Annotated in this window: 10 protein-coding genes; 8 read left to right on the forward strand and 2 right to left on the reverse strand. The window is 70.5% G+C overall.

Annotation, left to right across the window (positions count from 1 at the left end; genetic code table 11):
* The first annotated feature begins 83 nt into the window (after positions 1 to 83).
* From JNW87_RS02570 to JNW87_RS02580, 3 genes are read left to right on the forward strand one after another with little or no spacing between them, the layout of a single operon-like run.
* Positions 84 to 2,456 carry a LamG-like jellyroll fold domain-containing protein gene (locus tag JNW87_RS02570; RefSeq protein WP_238452885.1) on the forward strand — a complete coding sequence of 791 codons (2,373 nt, stop codon included), beginning with the start codon at positions 84 to 86 and terminating at the stop codon, positions 2,454 to 2,456.
* Positions 2,453 to 3,865 carry a trehalase family glycosidase gene (locus JNW87_RS02575; protein WP_238452886.1) on the forward strand — a complete coding sequence of 471 codons (1,413 nt, stop codon included), beginning with the start codon at positions 2,453 to 2,455 and terminating at the stop codon, positions 3,863 to 3,865. Before JNW87_RS02570 ends, JNW87_RS02575 begins: the two co-directional genes overlap by 4 nt.
* Positions 3,866 to 3,879: 14 nt before the next feature.
* Positions 3,880 to 5,346 carry a PA14 domain-containing protein gene (locus JNW87_RS02580; protein ID WP_238452887.1) on the forward strand — a complete coding sequence of 489 codons (1,467 nt, stop codon included), beginning with the start codon at positions 3,880 to 3,882 and terminating at the stop codon, positions 5,344 to 5,346.
* 119 nt (positions 5,347 to 5,465) lie between these two features.
* Here the strand turns inward: JNW87_RS02580 and JNW87_RS02585 are convergent, their stop codons facing one another.
* Complete coding sequence (locus JNW87_RS02585; protein ID WP_238452888.1) at positions 5,466 to 6,602, reverse strand: transposase; 1,137 nt, start codon at positions 6,600 to 6,602, stop codon at positions 5,466 to 5,468.
* A 131-nt stretch (positions 6,603 to 6,733) separates the two neighbouring features.
* On the opposite strand from JNW87_RS02585, the gene JNW87_RS02590 reads away from it, so the two are divergent.
* The 4 genes from JNW87_RS02590 to JNW87_RS02605 are packed head-to-tail and all read left to right on the forward strand — an operon-like array spanning position 6,734 to position 11,298.
* Positions 6,734 to 7,798, forward strand: coding sequence for an ABC transporter substrate-binding protein (locus JNW87_RS02590; RefSeq protein ID WP_238452889.1), 1,065 nt, complete (start codon positions 6,734 to 6,736; stop codon positions 7,796 to 7,798).
* Entirely contained in the window at positions 7,798 to 9,324 is a 1,527-nt protein-coding gene (locus tag JNW87_RS02595; RefSeq protein WP_109801449.1) for a sugar ABC transporter ATP-binding protein, read from the forward strand. The genes JNW87_RS02590 and JNW87_RS02595 overlap by 1 nt, the downstream gene beginning before the upstream one ends.
* Positions 9,317 to 10,279: an ABC transporter permease gene (locus JNW87_RS02600; protein ID WP_238452890.1), complete on the forward strand. Its 963-nt coding sequence runs from the start codon at positions 9,317 to 9,319 to the stop codon at positions 10,277 to 10,279. Before JNW87_RS02595 ends, JNW87_RS02600 begins: the two co-directional genes overlap by 8 nt.
* Positions 10,276 to 11,298: an ABC transporter permease gene (locus JNW87_RS02605; RefSeq protein ID WP_109801447.1), complete on the forward strand. Its 1,023-nt coding sequence runs from the start codon at positions 10,276 to 10,278 to the stop codon at positions 11,296 to 11,298. The genes JNW87_RS02600 and JNW87_RS02605 overlap by 4 nt, the downstream gene beginning before the upstream one ends.
* Before the next feature lie 159 nt (positions 11,299 to 11,457).
* Here the strand turns inward: JNW87_RS02605 and JNW87_RS02610 are convergent, their stop codons facing one another.
* The gene (locus tag JNW87_RS02610) at positions 11,458 to 13,026 is read right to left on the reverse strand and encodes an amidohydrolase (RefSeq protein ID WP_238452891.1); all 1,569 of its coding nucleotides are present in this window, start codon (positions 13,024 to 13,026) and stop codon (positions 11,458 to 11,460) included.
* Positions 13,027 to 13,272: 246 nt separating this feature from the next.
* Between JNW87_RS02610 and JNW87_RS02615 the strand changes: the two genes are divergently transcribed.
* Positions 13,273 to 15,651 (forward strand): PA domain-containing protein, encoded by a 2,379-nt coding sequence (locus JNW87_RS02615; RefSeq protein ID WP_238452892.1) that lies wholly within the window; start codon positions 13,273 to 13,275, stop codon positions 15,649 to 15,651.
* Positions 15,652 to 15,875: the final 224 nt, after the last annotated feature.

Genomic DNA, 15,875 nt, shown 5'->3' on the forward strand with positions numbered 1-15,875 from the left:
GCGGCCTGCGTGATCGGCGGCGTGCCAGGGGTCGCGCGCGCCGAGGCGACCTGGCATCCGGGCACACCACCGATCGCCACGCCGTGGACCGCCAGGTGTCGCCGGACAACGCGCTTCCCGACTACCCCCGGCCGCAGCTGGTCCGTAAGAGGTGGGAGAGCCTGAACGGGGTCTGGCAGTTCGCGGGGGCACAGGAAGGCGAAGCCCCGCCGATCGGCGAGCAGCTCAGCGAGCGGGTGCTCGTGCCGTACCCGATCGAGTCGGCGCTGTCCGGCATTCAGCGGCACGAGGACCGCATGTGGTACCGGCGCTCCTTCCAGGTGCCGGCGAGCTGGCGGATCGGCGGCGACGAGCGGCTGCGCCTCAACTTCGGCGCCGTCGACTACGACGCCACGGTCTGGGTCAACGGCGTCAAGGTCGCCACCCACCGTGGCGGCTACGACAGCTTCAGCGTCGACGTCACCGACGCCCTGCGCGGCCGGAACGCCCAGGAGTTGGTGGTCGGCGTCGTGGACCGCACCGACAAGACCTGGCAGCCGATCGGCAAGCAGCGCAACGTGCCGGACCGGGGAATCTTCTACACCTCGTCGTCCGGCATCTGGCAGAGCGTCTGGATGGAGCCGGTGCCGGCGAGCCACGTCGACCGGCTGCGGATGACGCCCGACGTGGACGATGCTAGCCTCCGGCTCACCGCGCAGGTCGCCGAGGGCGACGGCCGTACGGTCGAGGCCGTCGCGTACGCCGGCAACAGGGTCGTCGGCCGCGCCTCGGGACCGGCCGGCGCCGAGCTGCGCGTCCCGGTGCCGAACCCGCAGCTCTGGTCGCCCGACTCGCCGTACCTCTATGACCTGACGGTGCGGGTGCTGGACGGCCCGAAGGAGGTCGACCGGGTCGAGTCCTACTTCGGCATGCGCGAGGTGACCAAGGTCAAGGGCGCGGACGGCAAGCTCCACCTGGCCCTCAACGGCAAGATTCTGTTCAACTTGTCTACCCTGGACCAGGGTTTCTGGCCGGACGGCATCTACACCGCGCCGACCGATGAGGCGCTGCGCTTCGACATCGCCGAGACCAAGCGGCTCGGCTTCAACACGATCCGCAAGCACATCAAGGTGGAGCCGGACCGGTGGTACTACTGGGCCGACCGGCTGGGCCTCATGGTGTGGCAGGACATGCCCGCCATGCGTACCGGCGGTATCCCGCCGGTCGACGCGCAGCAGGAGTTCGAGCGGCAGCTGAAGGAGATCGTCGACGAGCACCAGAGCTGGACCTCCATCACGGTCTGGGTGCCGTTCAACGAGGGCTGGGGCGAGTGGGACCGCACCGCTACCGGCCGGATCGCCGACGAGCTGCGCGCCCAGGACCCGAGCCGGATGGTCAACGCGCACAGCGGCGTGAACTGCTGCGCCTCCAAGGGCGACTCGGGGCGCGGCGACATCATCGACTTCCACCAGTACCTCGGCCCGGCCTCACCGATCCCCAGCGGGGACCGGGTCGCCGTGGACGGCGAGCACGGCGGCCTCGGGCTGGAGGTGCCCGGCCACATGTGGTTCGGCGACGGGCACGGCTACGAGATGACGCCGGACAGCGCCACCCTCACCCGACGCTACGTGGAGAACCAGCGCGACCTGCTGACCGTGGCCAACCGCTGCGGGCTCTCCGGCGGTGTCTACACCCAGACCACCGACGTGGAGCACGAGGTCAACGGGTTCTACACCTACGACCGCCAGATCCAGAAGATGGACTTCGACCGGGTCCGGGACGTCAACCGCGCCATCGTCCGCTCGGTCGACGGCACCGGCGCGAACGCGCCGCAGCTGCCGCCGGGCACGCCCGGGCTGACCGGGGTGGGCTGGTGGCCGCTGGACGAGGGCACCGGCACGGTGACCGACGACAAGGCCGGCAACCACGACGGGACGCTGATGAACGGCGCGACGTGGACCACCGGCCACTCCGGCAGCGCGGTGCAGCTCAACGGCGTGAACCAGTACGTCGACACCCGCGCCGCGATCCTCGACACCACCGGCAACTACACCGCGTCCGCCTGGTTGAAGCTGGACAGCCTCGGCGGGTTCGCCACCGCGGTGAGCCAGGACGGCAGCAACCACAGCGCCTTCTTCCTGCAGTACTCCGGCGCGGACAACCGGTTCGCGTTCAGCTTCGCCGGGGTCCGGGCGCTCGCGCCGACCGCACCGCAGACCGGCCGCTGGTACCACCTGGTCGGCGTGCGGGACGCCGCCACCGGCACGCTGACGCTCTACGTCGACGGGCAGCGGGCCGGCACGGCCAGCTCCTGCCTGGGCGAGGCGTCCAGCGGACCGACGGTCATCGGACGGGCCTGGTACAACAGCGGCCCGGTCGACTACTGGCGCGGCGCGATCGACCAGGTGCAGGTCTACGACCGCGCCCTGTCCGCCGCCGAGGTCGCCCAGCTCTACGCAGCGGGAGCCAGCAAGTGAGGCAGACCGGCCTCGTCGCCGTCGTCGCCGCGGTGTTGACCGCGGCGGCGACGGCCGCCCCCGGCGCCGCCGCACCGCCGGAGGGCCCGCCGCCGCTGGCTGCCGCGTCGCCGTATCCCACCGTCGGCGCGGGCACCCACTTCCTCGACCACCGGCGCTACCTGACCGGGTACGCCGAGCCGGCCTGGTACGAGGCGAACATCCCCTTCGTGGACCTGCCCGACCAGCAGATCCAGGACGTCTACTACTACCGCTGGCGGGTGTGGAAGGAGCACCTGCGCTACACCGGCCCGACCGACGGCTGGGTGCTGACCGAATTCCTCGACTGCTGCGGGTACGCCGCGCCGTACCAGGCCATCAACGCCGCAGCCGGGCACCACGTCACCGAGGGTCGTTGGGTGCGCGACCGGAGCTACCTGAACGACTATCTGACGTTCTGGCTCACCGGCCCTGGGCAGCGGCCGCAGACGGTCAACCCCGAGGCGCCCGACTGGGCGCACGAGTACAGCTTCTGGGCGGCGACGGCCGCCTACCATCGCGCGCAGGTGACCGGCGACTTCGCCTTCCTCCAGCGCCTGCAGGACGCCCTGATCGCCCAGTACCGCGATTGGGACAACCACTTCGATCCGGAGCTGGGGCTCTACTGGCAGCGCCCGGTCTGGGACTCCAAGGAGCTTTCCCCGGCGAGCTACGCCTCCAGCGACCACTTCGGCGGCGTGCACACCTTCCGGCCGTCCATCAACGCCTACCAGTACGGCGACGCGCTGGCGATCAGCGCGATCGCCCGGCGCAACGGCGACGAGAAGGTCGCCGCCGAGTACGCCGGGCGTGCGGCGGCGCTCAAGGCCAACGCGCACCGGTGGCTGTGGGACCCGGAGGCGAAGTTCTGGCTGGACATCGTCGACGAGAACAACCCGACCCACGAGCGGCAGCAGGTCCGCACCGAGGTCGGCTTCATCCCGTGGCAGTTCGGCCTGGCCGAGCCGGCCGACTCGGTGGCCTGGCGGCAGCTGCTGGACCCGCAGGGCTTCGCCTCGGCGTACGGGCCGACGACGGTCGAACGGCGCAGCCCCTACTTCATGAGCGAGGCCGCCCAGGGGTGCTGCCACTGGGACGGACCGTCCTGGCCGTACAGCACCTCACAGGCGCTGACCGGCCTGGCGAACCTGCTCGACGACCAGCCGGCGCAGGACGACATCGGCCGCGATGACTACTACGCCCTGCTGCGGACCTATGCGCTCACCCAGTACCGCGACGCCGGCCGTACGTCGCCGAGGCACACCACCCGGACGAGAAACGCTGGATCTACGACGGACACTCGCACAGCGAGGACTACCTCCATTCGTCGTACACCGACCTGGTCATCTCGGGTCTGCTCGGCCTGCGCCCACAGGACGGCGGCACGCTGAAGCTGAAGCCGCTGGTGCCGGACGCCTGGGACCACTACGCGATCGAGAACGTGCCCTACCACGGGCACAACGTGACGGTCCTGTGGGATCGCGACGGTTCCCACTACGGGCAGGGCGCCGGGCTGCGCGTGTACGTCGACGGCGCGCTGCGTACGGTGGCCGCCGAGCCCGGCCCGCTCACCGTGCCGGTCGGCGCGACCGAACCGGCCCCGCAGACCGTACGCCTGGTCAACGACGCGGCGAATTCCCTGCGCACCGGCTACCCAAAGCCCATCGCGTCCTACACCTCGCCGTACGACAATCCCTGGAACGCGCTCGACGGCAAGGTGTGGTTCAACGAGGTGCCGCAAAACACCCGGTGGACCAACTACCGGTCGCCCAACGCGCAGGACTGGTACGGCGTCGACTTCGGCGGCCCGACCCGGGTCCAGGACGTGCGCTGGTACGGCTACGACGACGGGGGCGGCGTACAGGCCGCGGCGGACTACCGGTTGCAGTACTGGACCGACGGCGCCTGGGTCGACGTCCCGGAGCAGCGCCGTTCCAGCCAGCAGCCGATCGGGAACGGCCTCAACCGGATCACCTTCCCGGCGCTGACGACCGACCGGCTCCGGCTGCTCTTCACCAACCCCGTCGGGGCGTTCGTCGGCGTCAACGAACTGCAGGCATGGAGCACCTCCAGCGCGGCCGCCGGATTCGTCGTCGGCGACGGCGGCCAGGTGTCGGTGCGGCCGGGCCAGGCCACCACCGTGACCACCACGTTCACCAACCGGTCCGACCGGCCCGCCGAGGACGTCTCGGTCAGCCTCGCGGCGCCGCGCGGATGGACGGTGACGCCCCTGGACGCCGTGCTCACCCGGCGCGTGCCACCGGTCGGGACGATCACCACCAGGTGGTCGGTCCGCCCGGCGGACGGTGTGGCGCCGTGCGACGACGCGGCGCTGACCGGCGAGGCTGTCTACACCGTCGGCGGGGTGCGGCAGTCGACGCACGCCCGGGCGACCGTCGAGGTCGGCTACGACCCGGCGCAGCCGCGCGGCCTGCGCGGCGACTACTACGTGAGTACGGGACCGGGGGCCTTCGACTTCGGTGCGCTGAAATCGTCCGCGGTCGACCCCAACCTCGACTTCGACGATCTCGAACCGGTCCTGCGGCAGCGCACCGGCCAGTCCGACGACGTCACGGTCCGGTGGACCGGCTCGATCGTGCCCAGGTACTCGGAGACCTACACCTTCTCGATGATCGGCGACAACGGCTTCCGGCTGTGGGTCGACGGGCGACTGTTGATCGACAACTGGATGGACAACTGGGACGTCGAGCGGACCGCCGCCCCGATCACCCTGCGGGCGGGGACCAGCTACGACATCAAGGTCGAGTACTTCGAGCACTACGGCGGCTCGAACCTGCACCTGCGCTGGCAGAGCCCGAGCCAGCCGAAGGGCGCCGTCGAGACCTGTGCGCTGTATCCCCCTGCCGATTGACATCCTTCCGGCCTTGGAGGGCCGCGGTTCTCACGGTCGCCCGTGAGGTTTCCTGTTTCATCGCCGACTGCCTTGCCGGGAGGTTTCCCTTGAGGTCTTACATCAGCTCCGCAGGCGTTTTACCTCTCCGCCAGCCCGGCGGCGAGGATGTTCTTGGCAGCGTTGATGTCCCGGTCGTGCTCGGCCCCGCAATCCGGGCACGTCCAGGCGCGGACATTGAGGGCGAGGGTGGTGTTGATCCGTCCGCACACGGAGCAGGTCTTGGACGACGGGTACCACCGGTCGACGGGGATCACCTCACGCCCGTACCACTGGGCTTTGTACTCCAGCATGCTGCGGAACTGACTCCAACTCGCGTCGGAAATGACGCGGGCCAGGCGGCGGTTGCGGAGCATGGTACGCACGCTGAGGTCTTCGATCACGACCGTTTGGTTCTCACGGACGAGTCGGGTGGTCAGCTTGTGCAGGTGGTCCCGCCGCCGGTCGGCGATACGGGCATGGATGCGGGCGACCTTCATTCGGGCCTTGGCCCGGTTCGCGGAGCCGTCCTGTTTGCGGGCCAGGTCCCGCTGGGCCTTGGCCAGCTTGCGCCGGTCGGCCTGCCCGTAACGCGGGTTGGCTACCTTGCCGTGTTCGTCGCTCACGCCGGCAAGAGGGTGGGACAGGGTGATCAGGCTGGTGATGCCCGCGTCCACACCCACCTCCGCCGCAACGGGCGGCAGGGGCTTCACCGTCGGGTCCTCCACCAGCAGGGACACGAACCAGCGGCCGGCGGCATCCCGAGACACGGTGACCGTGGAAGGTTCCGCCCCTTCGGGCAGAGGCCGCGACCACACGATGTTCAACGGAGCGTCCATCTTGGCCAGAGTGAGCTGACCGTCACGCCAACGGAACGCGGAGCAGGTGAACTCCGCCGACGCCCGCGACTTGCGCTTGGACTTGAACCTCGGATACCGGGACCGCTTGTCCCAGAACGCCGCGAACCCGGCCTGCAAGTGCCGCAGCGTCTGCTGCAACGGCACCGAACTGACCTCGTTGAGGAACGCCAACTCCTGCGTGCGCTTCCACTCGGTCAGCCACGCCGAGGACTGCACGTACGTGGTGCGCTGACGGTCAACCACCCACGCCCGAGTGCGGGCCTCCAACGCCCGGTTGTACACCAGACGCACGCACCCGAAGGTGCGGTTCAACTGCCCAGCCTGTTCGGCGGACGGGTAGAAGCGGTACCTGAACGCCCGCTTCACCACCCCACCCATGCCTCACACCCTACCAACCGTCCATGTAAGACACACATCAACGGGAGACAGCGGCGTTTCCTCCCGGCCCTGAACGGCCGGGTTTCCACGCCGCAATTCCGATGAAGAATCCCTCAGCGAAAGGACCTCTAATGTCCAGGACATCCGGATTGGCGGCGGTCGCGCTGGCCGCCCTGCTCACCACCGCGGCGTGCGCCAAGAGCGAGGACAGCGGCGACACGCCCACACCAGCCGGCAGCGCGGGCCAGCAGGTCGTGCAGAGCGCGGGCGCCACCGGCCCGACCTGCACCCTGCAGAGTTTCGGCGGGCAGAAGTTCGACCTCAAGAAGGACGTAATCGGCTTCTCCCAGTCGGAGAAGGAAGCCAACCCGTTCCGCATCGCCGAGACCAAGTCCATCAAGGACGAGGCCGCCAAGCTCGGCATCGCCAACCTGCGGGTCACCAACGCCCAGTCCCAGTTTTCCAAGCAGATCTCGGATGTTCAGCAACTCATCGCCCAGGGCGCCAAGCTGCTGGTCATCGCGCCGTTGAACTCCGACGGCTGGGAACCGGTGCTGAAGCAGGCGGCGGAGAAGAAGATCCCGATCATCACCATCGACCGCAAGATCAACGCTCAACCGTGCACCGACTACCTCACCTTCATCGGGTCGGACTTCTACGAGCAGGGCAAGCGGGCTGCCGACCAGATGGTCCAGGCCCTCGGCGGCCAGGGTGAGGTCGCCATCCTCCTCGGCGCGCCCGGCAACAACGTCACCACCGACCGGACGAAGGGTTTCAAGGACCGCATCCAGGAGAAGGCACCCGGCATCACCATCTCGTTCGAGCAGACGGGCGAATTCACCCGGGAGAAGGGTCAGCAGGTCACCGAGCAGCTGATCCAGTCCCGACCCGGCACCAAGGGCATCTACGCCGAGAACGACGAGATGGCGCTCGGTGCGGTGACGGCGCTCAAGGGCGCCGGCAAGTCGCCCGGCCAGGTCAAGATCGTGTCGGTGGACGGCACCCGCGCCGCCGTGCAGGGCATCGTCGACGGCTGGCTGTCGGCGGTCGTCGAGTCGAACCCGCGCTTCGGCCCGCTCGCCTTCTCCACCACCCAGAAGTTCCTCGACGGGGAGGGGATCCCGGCCACCGTGATCATCAGTGACCAGGAGTACACCACGGCGAACGCCAAGGAGAGCCTGGGAAACGCGTACTGATGGCGACCGCGGTTCTGGAGGCCCGGGGAATCTCGAAGGGATTCCCCGGCGTCCTCGCCCTCGACGACGTGTCCTTCCGGCTGGACGCGGGGCAGGTCCACGCCCTCGTCGGCGAGAACGGCGCCGGCAAGTCCACCCTGATCAAGGTCCTCACTGGCGTGTACCGGCCGGACCGTGGGACGCTGCTGCTGCGCGACGAGCCGGTCACCTTCGACAATCCCCTCGCCGCCCAGCGGGCCGGGATCTCGACCATCTACCAGGAGGTCAACCTGGTCCCGCAGATGAGCCTCGCGCACAACCTGCTGCTCGGGCGGGAACCGTGCAGCCGGCTCGGGGTGATCGACACGACGCAGCTGTACGCCGAGGCTGAGCGGGTGATGACCCGGTACGGCATCCGCACCGACGTGCGCCGCCCACTGTGCTCGCTCGGCATGGGCACCCAGCAGATGGTGGCCCTTGCCCGCGCCGTCTCGATCGAGGCCCGCGTGGTGATCATGGACGAGCCGACCTCGGCCCTGGAACCGCGGGAGGTGGACACCCTCTTCGGTGTCATCGCCGACCTGCGATCCGAGGGCATCTCGGTGATCTACGTGAGCCACCGCCTCGACGAGCTGTACCGGATCTGTGACCGGGTCACCGTGCTGCGCGACGGCCGGGTCGCGCACGACGGGCCGCTCGGCGAGCTGGCCCGGGTGGAGTTGGTCGCCCTGATGCTCGGCCGCGACCCCGCCGAGATCCGGCGGGATGGCGCGACGAGGTTCACCGGCGAGCACACCACCACGGCCGGCGAGCCGCTCGTCGAGGCCCGCTCGGTGTCACGCCGGCCGGTCCTGCGCGACGTGTCCGTGCAGGTCCGTCCCGGCGAGGTGGTGGGACTGGGCGGGCTGCTGGGCGCCGGGCGCAGCGAGACGGCCAAGGCGATCGCCGGTGCCCTACAGGTCGACGCCGGCACGGTGACGGTGGCCGGGCAACAGGTACGTCGTGGCTCTCCGGCGGCGGCGATCCGGGCCGGCGTCAGCCTCGTCCCCGAGGACCGCAAGGCCGAGGGGATCGTGCCGACCCTGTCGGTACGGGACAACATCGCGCTGGCCGCCCTGCCCCAGCTGTCCCGCTCCGGAGTGGTGTCCGACGCCCGGATCGACCGGATCGTCGACAGCTTCATGCGGCGGCTGCGCATCAAGGCCGCCTCGCCGTACCAGAAGGTCTCCGAGTTGTCCGGCGGCAACCAGCAGAAGGTCCTGCTGGCCCGGTCACTGGCCACCGGCGCCAAGGTCCTGCTGCTCGACGAACCGACCCGGGGCATCGACGTCGGCGCCAAGGCCGAGGTGCAGGCGCTCATCGACGAGCTTGCGGCCGAAGGGCTCGGCGTGCTGCTGATCTCATCCGATCTGGAGGAACTCGTCGAAGGGGCGGACCGGGTTGTGGTCCTGCGTGACGGCGCGGTCGCGGGCGAGCTGAGCGGCGACCAGGTGACGGAAGAAGCGATCATGGCGACGATTGCCGCGACGGGAGAGACCGATGGCTGAGCTTGCGGCCGCGCCGCGCGTGTGGGGAGGGCGGGCACGCCTGCTCGCGTGGCTGCAGGAGTACGGCGTCTACGCGTCGGTGCTCGCGCTTCTGCTCTTCAACGTGGTGTTCACGCCGCACTTCCTGGAGGTGGCGAACTTCCGGACGCAGCTCATCCAGGTCGCGCCGGTCGTGATCACCTCACTCGGCATGGCGCTGGTGATCGGCACCGAGGGCATCGACCTGTCCGTCGGTGCCGTCATGGCGCTCGCCTCGGCGATGGTGGTGCTCTACCTCGGCTACGGCGCTCCTGTCGCGATCGTCGCGGCCCTGATCGCCGGCGCGGCCGCCGGCGCAGCCGGCGGCGCGCTGGTGGCGTACGTGGGGGTGCAGCCGATCGTGGCGACGCTGGCGCTGCTGGTCGGCGTACGCGGCGTGGCGAACGTGCTGGTGCCGCAGCTGACCGAGTTCCGCAACCCCACGCTGATCACCCTTGGCAGCCGGTCGGTGCTGGGGCTGCCGCTCGTGGTCATCGTCGCGGCGGTGCTCACCGTACTGGTCGCGTTCCTGATCAAGCGCACCATCTTCGGCCGGCAACTGGTCGCCGTGGGCGGCAACCGGGCCGCGAGCCGGCTGTCCGGCCTGCCGGTGCGACGCGTCCTGGTCACGGTCTACGTCATCTCCGGCCTGCTCGCCGCGGTGGCCGGAGTGCTGGCCACGTCCCGGCTGCAGGCCAGCGACCCCACCTCGCTGGGCCTGCTCATGGAGCTGTCCGCGATCACCGCCGTGGTCGTCGGCGGCACCCCGCTCACCGGCGGCCGGGTCCGCGTGCTCGGCACGGTGATGGGCGCCCTGCTCATCCAGCTCCTCCAGGCCACGCTCATCAAGCACAACCTGCCGCAGTCCTGGACCCAGATGGTTCAGGCGGTCATCATCCTGGCCGCCGTCTACGCCGCCCGAGGGAGGCGCGCATGACCACCACAACGACCACCGCTGCGGACGCGGACCCCGGCACCGATGCGCGGTGCGGGCCGGGCATGTCGCGCCGCGAACGGATCGGCCACCTGCTGCAGCACCACGGCGCGCTCATGGTGCTGGCGGTCACCGTCGTGGTCGGGGCCCTCGTCTTCGACTCGTTCGCCACCCCGCAGAACGCCGCGAACATCGTGGTGTCGTCGTCGTTCCTGGCCATTGTTGCGATCGGGATGACCTTCGTCATCATCAGCGGCGGCGTCGATCTCTCCGTCGGCTCGTCCTTCGTGCTCGCCGGGGTGCTGGCCGCCTACGGCTCCCGGTACGGGCTGCTCGTCGCACTGCTGCTGCCGCTCAGTGTGTGCGGCGCGATCGGGCTGGTGCAGGGGCTGATCGTGGCACGCACCGGCATGGCACCGTTCATCGTGACCCTGGCCGGGCTGCTCGGCATGCGGGGCCTCATGCTCGCCGTATCCGACGAGGGGGCGAACACCTACCTGGTGCAGAACGACGCGTTCAGCGCCCTGGGCCAGGCGTCCTTCCTGGGCCTCACCGTGCCCGTCTGGATCACGCTGGGTCTGGCCCTGCTGGGCGGGGTGCTGCTGCAACGCACCGGCTTCGGCCAGAACGTCTACGCCATCGGCGGCAGCGAGGAGGCCGCGGTCCTCATGGGCGTGCCGGTCACCCGGGTCAAGGTCCTCGTCTATCTCATCTCCGGACTGCTCGCCGGATTGGCGGGCGCCCTCAACGCCGCCCGCCTGTCCTCTGGTGTCACCATCCTCGGCGCCGGCATGGAACTCGACGTCATCGCCGCCGTGGTGATCGGCGGCACGCTGCTCACCGGTGGTTCCGGCGGTCTCATCGGAACGATGGCGGGCGTGCTCCTGCTCGGGGTCATCCAGAGCCTGATCAACCAGATCGGCGTGCTCACCTCGTCGTTCCAGCAGGTCGTCAGCGGCGCGTTCCTCGCTCTGGTGGTGGTCGCCCAGCGGATCCTGCACCGGGCGCAGCGGCTGTCCTGAGGGCGGCCCCGGGCCGCACCAGAGCCGGGGGCGCAGCAGGACGCTGCCGGACGTGCTGCGGCCGACGGCCGTTGGTGGTTCGGGACCATCACCGGCAGGTCCCCTTGGGCGACGAGCCGCCGCCCAAGGGGACCTGGACGTCGGATGGTCTCAGCAGCTTCAGGGCTGCTGGCAGCGGACTTCGCCGCCGACGACGGTCGTCATGACCTTGGTGTGCAGCACCGCCTCCGGCGACTCCCGGTAGGGGTCGGTGTCCACCGCGATGAAGTCGGCAAGTTTGCCGGGCGCGAGGATGCCCTTGCGGTTTTGCTCGCTGGCGGCGCAGGCAGCGCCCAGGGTGTGGGCGCTGACGGCCTCGGCCATGGTCAGCCGCTGCTCAGGCTGCCAGCCGCCGGCGGGTGTGCCGTCGGGGCGGGCACGGGTGACCGCGGCGTACAGCGCGGCGAAGGGGTTGGGACTTTCGACGGGGGCGTCGGAGCCGAACGCCAGCGTGACGCCGGCGTTCAGCATCCCGCGCCAGGCGTAGGAGGCCAGGTCGTGGCCGGCCAGCAGGGAGTCGACCAGATCGATGTCGCTGGTGCAGTGCACCGGCTGCATCGAGGCGACGATGCCCAGCGTGGCCATTCTGGCCAGGTCGGCGGGTCGCAGGTGCTGCGCGTGCTCGATGCGGTGTCGCAGCCCCGGCGTGCGGCCGACCGTCTCGTAGGCGTCGATGACCAGGCGGTTGGCCCGGTCGCCGATGGCGTGCGTGGCCACCGCGATGCCGGCACCCGCGGCCCTGGCGAACAGCCTGACCAGATCCTCGTTCGGGGTGACCGCGATGCCCACGTTGCCGTGCTCGCCGGCGAAGGACCTGCTCATGTGGCAGGTGTGCGAGCCGAGTGCCCCGTCGCTGAAGATCTTCACGGGGCCGGTGTGGATCCAGTCGTCGCCCTGCCCGGTGCGGCGGCCCTCGGCGATGGCCGCCTCCAGGTGAACCAGCGGGATCGCCTTGTGAACGCGTAGTTTCAGCTCGCCGGCGTCGCGTAGGGCCAGGTAGGCGGCACGGCAGTCCTCGCCGTCGATGTCGTGCACGCTGGTCAGGCCGAGCGCGAGCAGCTCCTCCTGCGCGGTGTGCAGCAGGTCGCGCAGGTCGGGGGAGACCATGAGGTCGCGCAGCGGGTACGAGGCCGCCTCGCGCAGAATGCCGGTCGGCTCGCCGCTCGCGCCCCTGACGATCTCGCCGCCCAGCGGGTCGGGAGTGCTGGCGTCGATACCGGCCAGCCGCAGGGCCGCCGAGTTGGCCCACACCGTGTGGCCGTCCACGCTGGGCAACGCGACCGGCAGCTCACGACAGACCGAGTCCAGGGCGTACCTGTCCGGCTGCGCCGGCGGATCCCAGGTGTTGCTGTTCCACCGGCCGCCGAACAGCCAGGCGCCCGGCCGCAGCCGCGCCGCGTGCGCGGCCACCAGGGAGAGGGCCTCGTCCAGGCAGCGCGCCCCGCGCAGGTCCACGGCGCCCAGGCTCTGCGCGTACTGCGCGGTGTGGATGTGGGCGTCGTAGAGCCCGGGGAGCACCGCGGCGCCCTCCAGGTCGATCAGCTCCGCTCCCTGGCCCGCGGCCTCGCGCACCTCCGCCTCGCCGCCGACGGCCAGCAGGAGATCGCCGTCCACGGCCATGGCCTCCGCCAGCGGGTTGCCGCTGTCTCCCGTGTGGATGGCGGCGTTGCGGTACACGCGGATGCTCATGTGACTCCCACGTTTCCAGAGGCGGTGGTTCCACGCAGTAGACGGCGTCACGCCCGGGCACCGTACCCCTCAACCACGTCCCGCCGGCCCACCACGCTGACCTCGCGGTAGGCGGACCGGTCAGATCGGGCCGGGCCAGCCGATGGCGAACGGTCGCCATGGCCGGTAGTCGCCAGCGGTCATGCTGTCCACCGCCGACAGGCTCGACTATGAAAGGGGGAGGCACCTTTGACCACTGGGAGTCCCATGACCATGCCACTCTCGGCCCTGCACCGGACGAGCGCCGCCTCCCTCACCTCGCTCGCCGTCGTGGTCGGCCTGCTCACCGCGGCGCCGTGGTCCGCGGCGAACGCGGCCACCACTGACGGCCCCGCCCCGGCGCCGGCCGCGCGGGTTGTCTCCACGGGCGGCGGAGCCGAGGTCGCCCTGACGCCGCTCGGAGACACCGGCGCCACCTCGCTCGCCGCGCTGCCCGGCGCCGACGGTGCGACTCCGGGCTTCGTGGTCGCGACGAGCAGGACAGGCACGACCGTCCAGACGACCGATGTCGCCAGCACGCCGACCGTGATCGAGGGCCACGCCGCGCTTCTGGACGCCAGCGCTGCCGACGCCGTGCCGCTGCACTTCTCCGCAGTGGGCCGGGACGGCCGGGCCGCCCAGGCCTACATCACGGTGTTCGACCTTGAGCACGGTGCGGCGTGGACCCGGCAGCTCGCCACCGACCCGGCTCCGGGCAACGACTGCTCCGAGGCCACTTTCGCCCGGACCACCTGTGTGCTCGTACCGCGCGGCGAGTACTCGGTGATGGCGTTCGTCTCCACTCTGCCCGCCGAGAAGCCGACCGTCGGAAGCAGCCGCACGTTCCAGAACATCTCGCTCGTGGGCGAGCCGGAGACGACGGTGAGCGGTGAGCGGACCTTCGCGTTCGACGCCCGCGATGCTCGCCAGCTCAGGATCACGACCCCGGGGCGCAGCACCAAGGTGCCGCCGCAGGGCGCCATGCTCATCGGCTACGACCGCACCGCCGCGGACGGGTCCGCGGTCCACCTGGAGATGCGCCCGGCATACCTCCTCGACCAGCACTTCTACCTGCAGCCGACGCCGCAGGTGTCCATCGGGGCGTTCCAGGCGCGCACCCGGGTCCGGCTGGAGGCGCCCGACATCGCCCTGTCCGCGCCGACCGCGCCGACCCTGCACCCCGAGTACGTCGACCAGACCTGGTTCTCCGACGTCTCTTCGGACTTCCCGGTCGTCAACGGCCGGTCCCTCCTCCCCGTGGTGGACGTCGGCCACGCCACGGCGGCCGATCTCGCCGGCCGGCAGCTGCACGGCGCGTTGGCGCTGGTCACGCACTCCGCCGACATGTCGATCGCGGAACAGTCCAACAATGCCGCCGCGCACGGTGCGGGCGTGGTCGTGATCCGCAACGATGGCCCCGGTGACATCAGCGATCCGGGCGGCACCGGGGTGAAGCTGCAGGTGCCGACGATCCGGCTGAACCGGGCGGAGGGTCTCGCGCTCGCCCACCTCCCTGAGGGAGCCATGGTGACCGTCGAGGGAGAGCCGGCCAGCCTGTATGTCTACGACCTCTACCTGAAGGTGAAGGATCGGATCCCCGAGGACCCCACTTACGTCGCCCTCCTCGGGCAGCTCGCCACTCAGGTGCGTCAGGTTCACGGGCAGCCGACGCTTCCCTCGGCGTTCTCCGAGGCGGCGTACCCGTGGCAGCCCGGCAACTCGTTCGTCGTCTCGACGGTGTTCCCCTTCAAGGGCGGGCCGGGGACGCGCACCGAGTACCGCATCCCCGACCCGGAAACGGCATGGAGTTACGCGGTGTTCGCTCCGGAATCCCCCTACAACGCGATGTTCCCCAAGGCACCAGTGCTGCCGATGAACCTGACCATGCCGGGCCGCCAGGCTTACTCGGACCGCGAACAGGACCAGCTGCCCTTCGGCCGGGCGCCGATCACGGCGGCCCCGAATCCCGCTCGTCCCGTCCAGCGCTCCGGTGATCAACTGCGCGTGGCCGTTGACGGCTTCACCGACGCGGACGGAAACCACGGAACGGAGTACACCCACCCAAGTGGGGTGCGCACCCATCTCGAGATCAGGGCCGACGGAGCCCTGGTCGGGGAGACGGACAACCTCCCCTCCGGCACGGTCCGGCTTGCGGGCGGCGAGTCTCGTGTCTCGATCTCGTTCACCGCGGACAACCCGCAGGCCTGGAACGAGCTGTCGACACACACCGAAACCGCCTGGAGCTTCCCGTCGGCGACGACCGCCGGGGGTGCGGCGGAGACCCAGCCGCTGCTGCTGCCGGATTACGACGTCAGCGTCGACCTGCACAACCGGGTACGGGCCGACCTCCAGGGCCGAGTGGCGTTCGACCTGCGCCTGCGGCGCCCTGACGGCGTACCGTCCACGCCGGCCGGCGAGCCGACCATCGACGCGTCGTACGACGACGGTGCGACCTGGCGACCGGCGGCCGTCACCCGCGGCACCGACGGCTGGCGCGTCGAGCTGCCGGCGGGCAGCGGCCTGGTGTCGCTGCGGCTACACGCGGAGGACACCGGCGGCTCAGCGGTCGACCAGACCATCGTCCGGGCCTTCGACGTCGTGCACTGAGCTGTCGAGCCAACCGAGCCGACCGCCTGCACGCCCGCCTGGAACCGCGTGCGGACGTGCAGGTGGTCCATCAGCTCGGCGATCCGGCGGCTGAGCGTGCGGGTGCTGGCGCCCAGCCGGCGGGCGACCACGTCGTCCTTCGCGCCTGAGGCGAGCAGCGCGGCGAGCTGGCGATCGCTGAAGCTGTCCTCCTGTGCCGGGGCGACGATCGGCGTCGCCTGCGC

This window comes from Micromonospora sp. ATA51, from assembly GCF_016802855.1.
Lineage (GTDB): Bacteria > Actinomycetota > Actinomycetes > Mycobacteriales > Micromonosporaceae > Micromonospora > Micromonospora sicca.

Excerpts from the sequence above, each read along its gene's own strand:
- JNW87_RS02585 (WP_238452888.1), bottom strand. The coding sequence starts at position 6,602 with ATGGGTGGGGTGGTGAAGCGGGCGTTCAGGTACCGCTTCTACCCGTCC.
- JNW87_RS02605 (WP_109801447.1), top strand. The coding sequence starts at position 10,276 with ATGACCACCACAACGACCACCGCTGCGGACGCGGACCCCGGCACCGAT.
- JNW87_RS02610 (WP_238452891.1), bottom strand. The coding sequence starts at position 13,026 with ATGAGCATCCGCGTGTACCGCAACGCCGCCATCCACACGGGAGACAGC.
- JNW87_RS02590 (WP_238452889.1), top strand. The coding sequence starts at position 6,734 with ATGTCCAGGACATCCGGATTGGCGGCGGTCGCGCTGGCCGCCCTGCTC.
- JNW87_RS02595 (WP_109801449.1), top strand. The coding sequence starts at position 7,798 with ATGGCGACCGCGGTTCTGGAGGCCCGGGGAATCTCGAAGGGATTCCCC.
- JNW87_RS02600 (WP_238452890.1), top strand. The coding sequence starts at position 9,317 with ATGGCTGAGCTTGCGGCCGCGCCGCGCGTGTGGGGAGGGCGGGCACGC.
- JNW87_RS02615 (WP_238452892.1), top strand. The coding sequence starts at position 13,273 with ATGACCATGCCACTCTCGGCCCTGCACCGGACGAGCGCCGCCTCCCTC.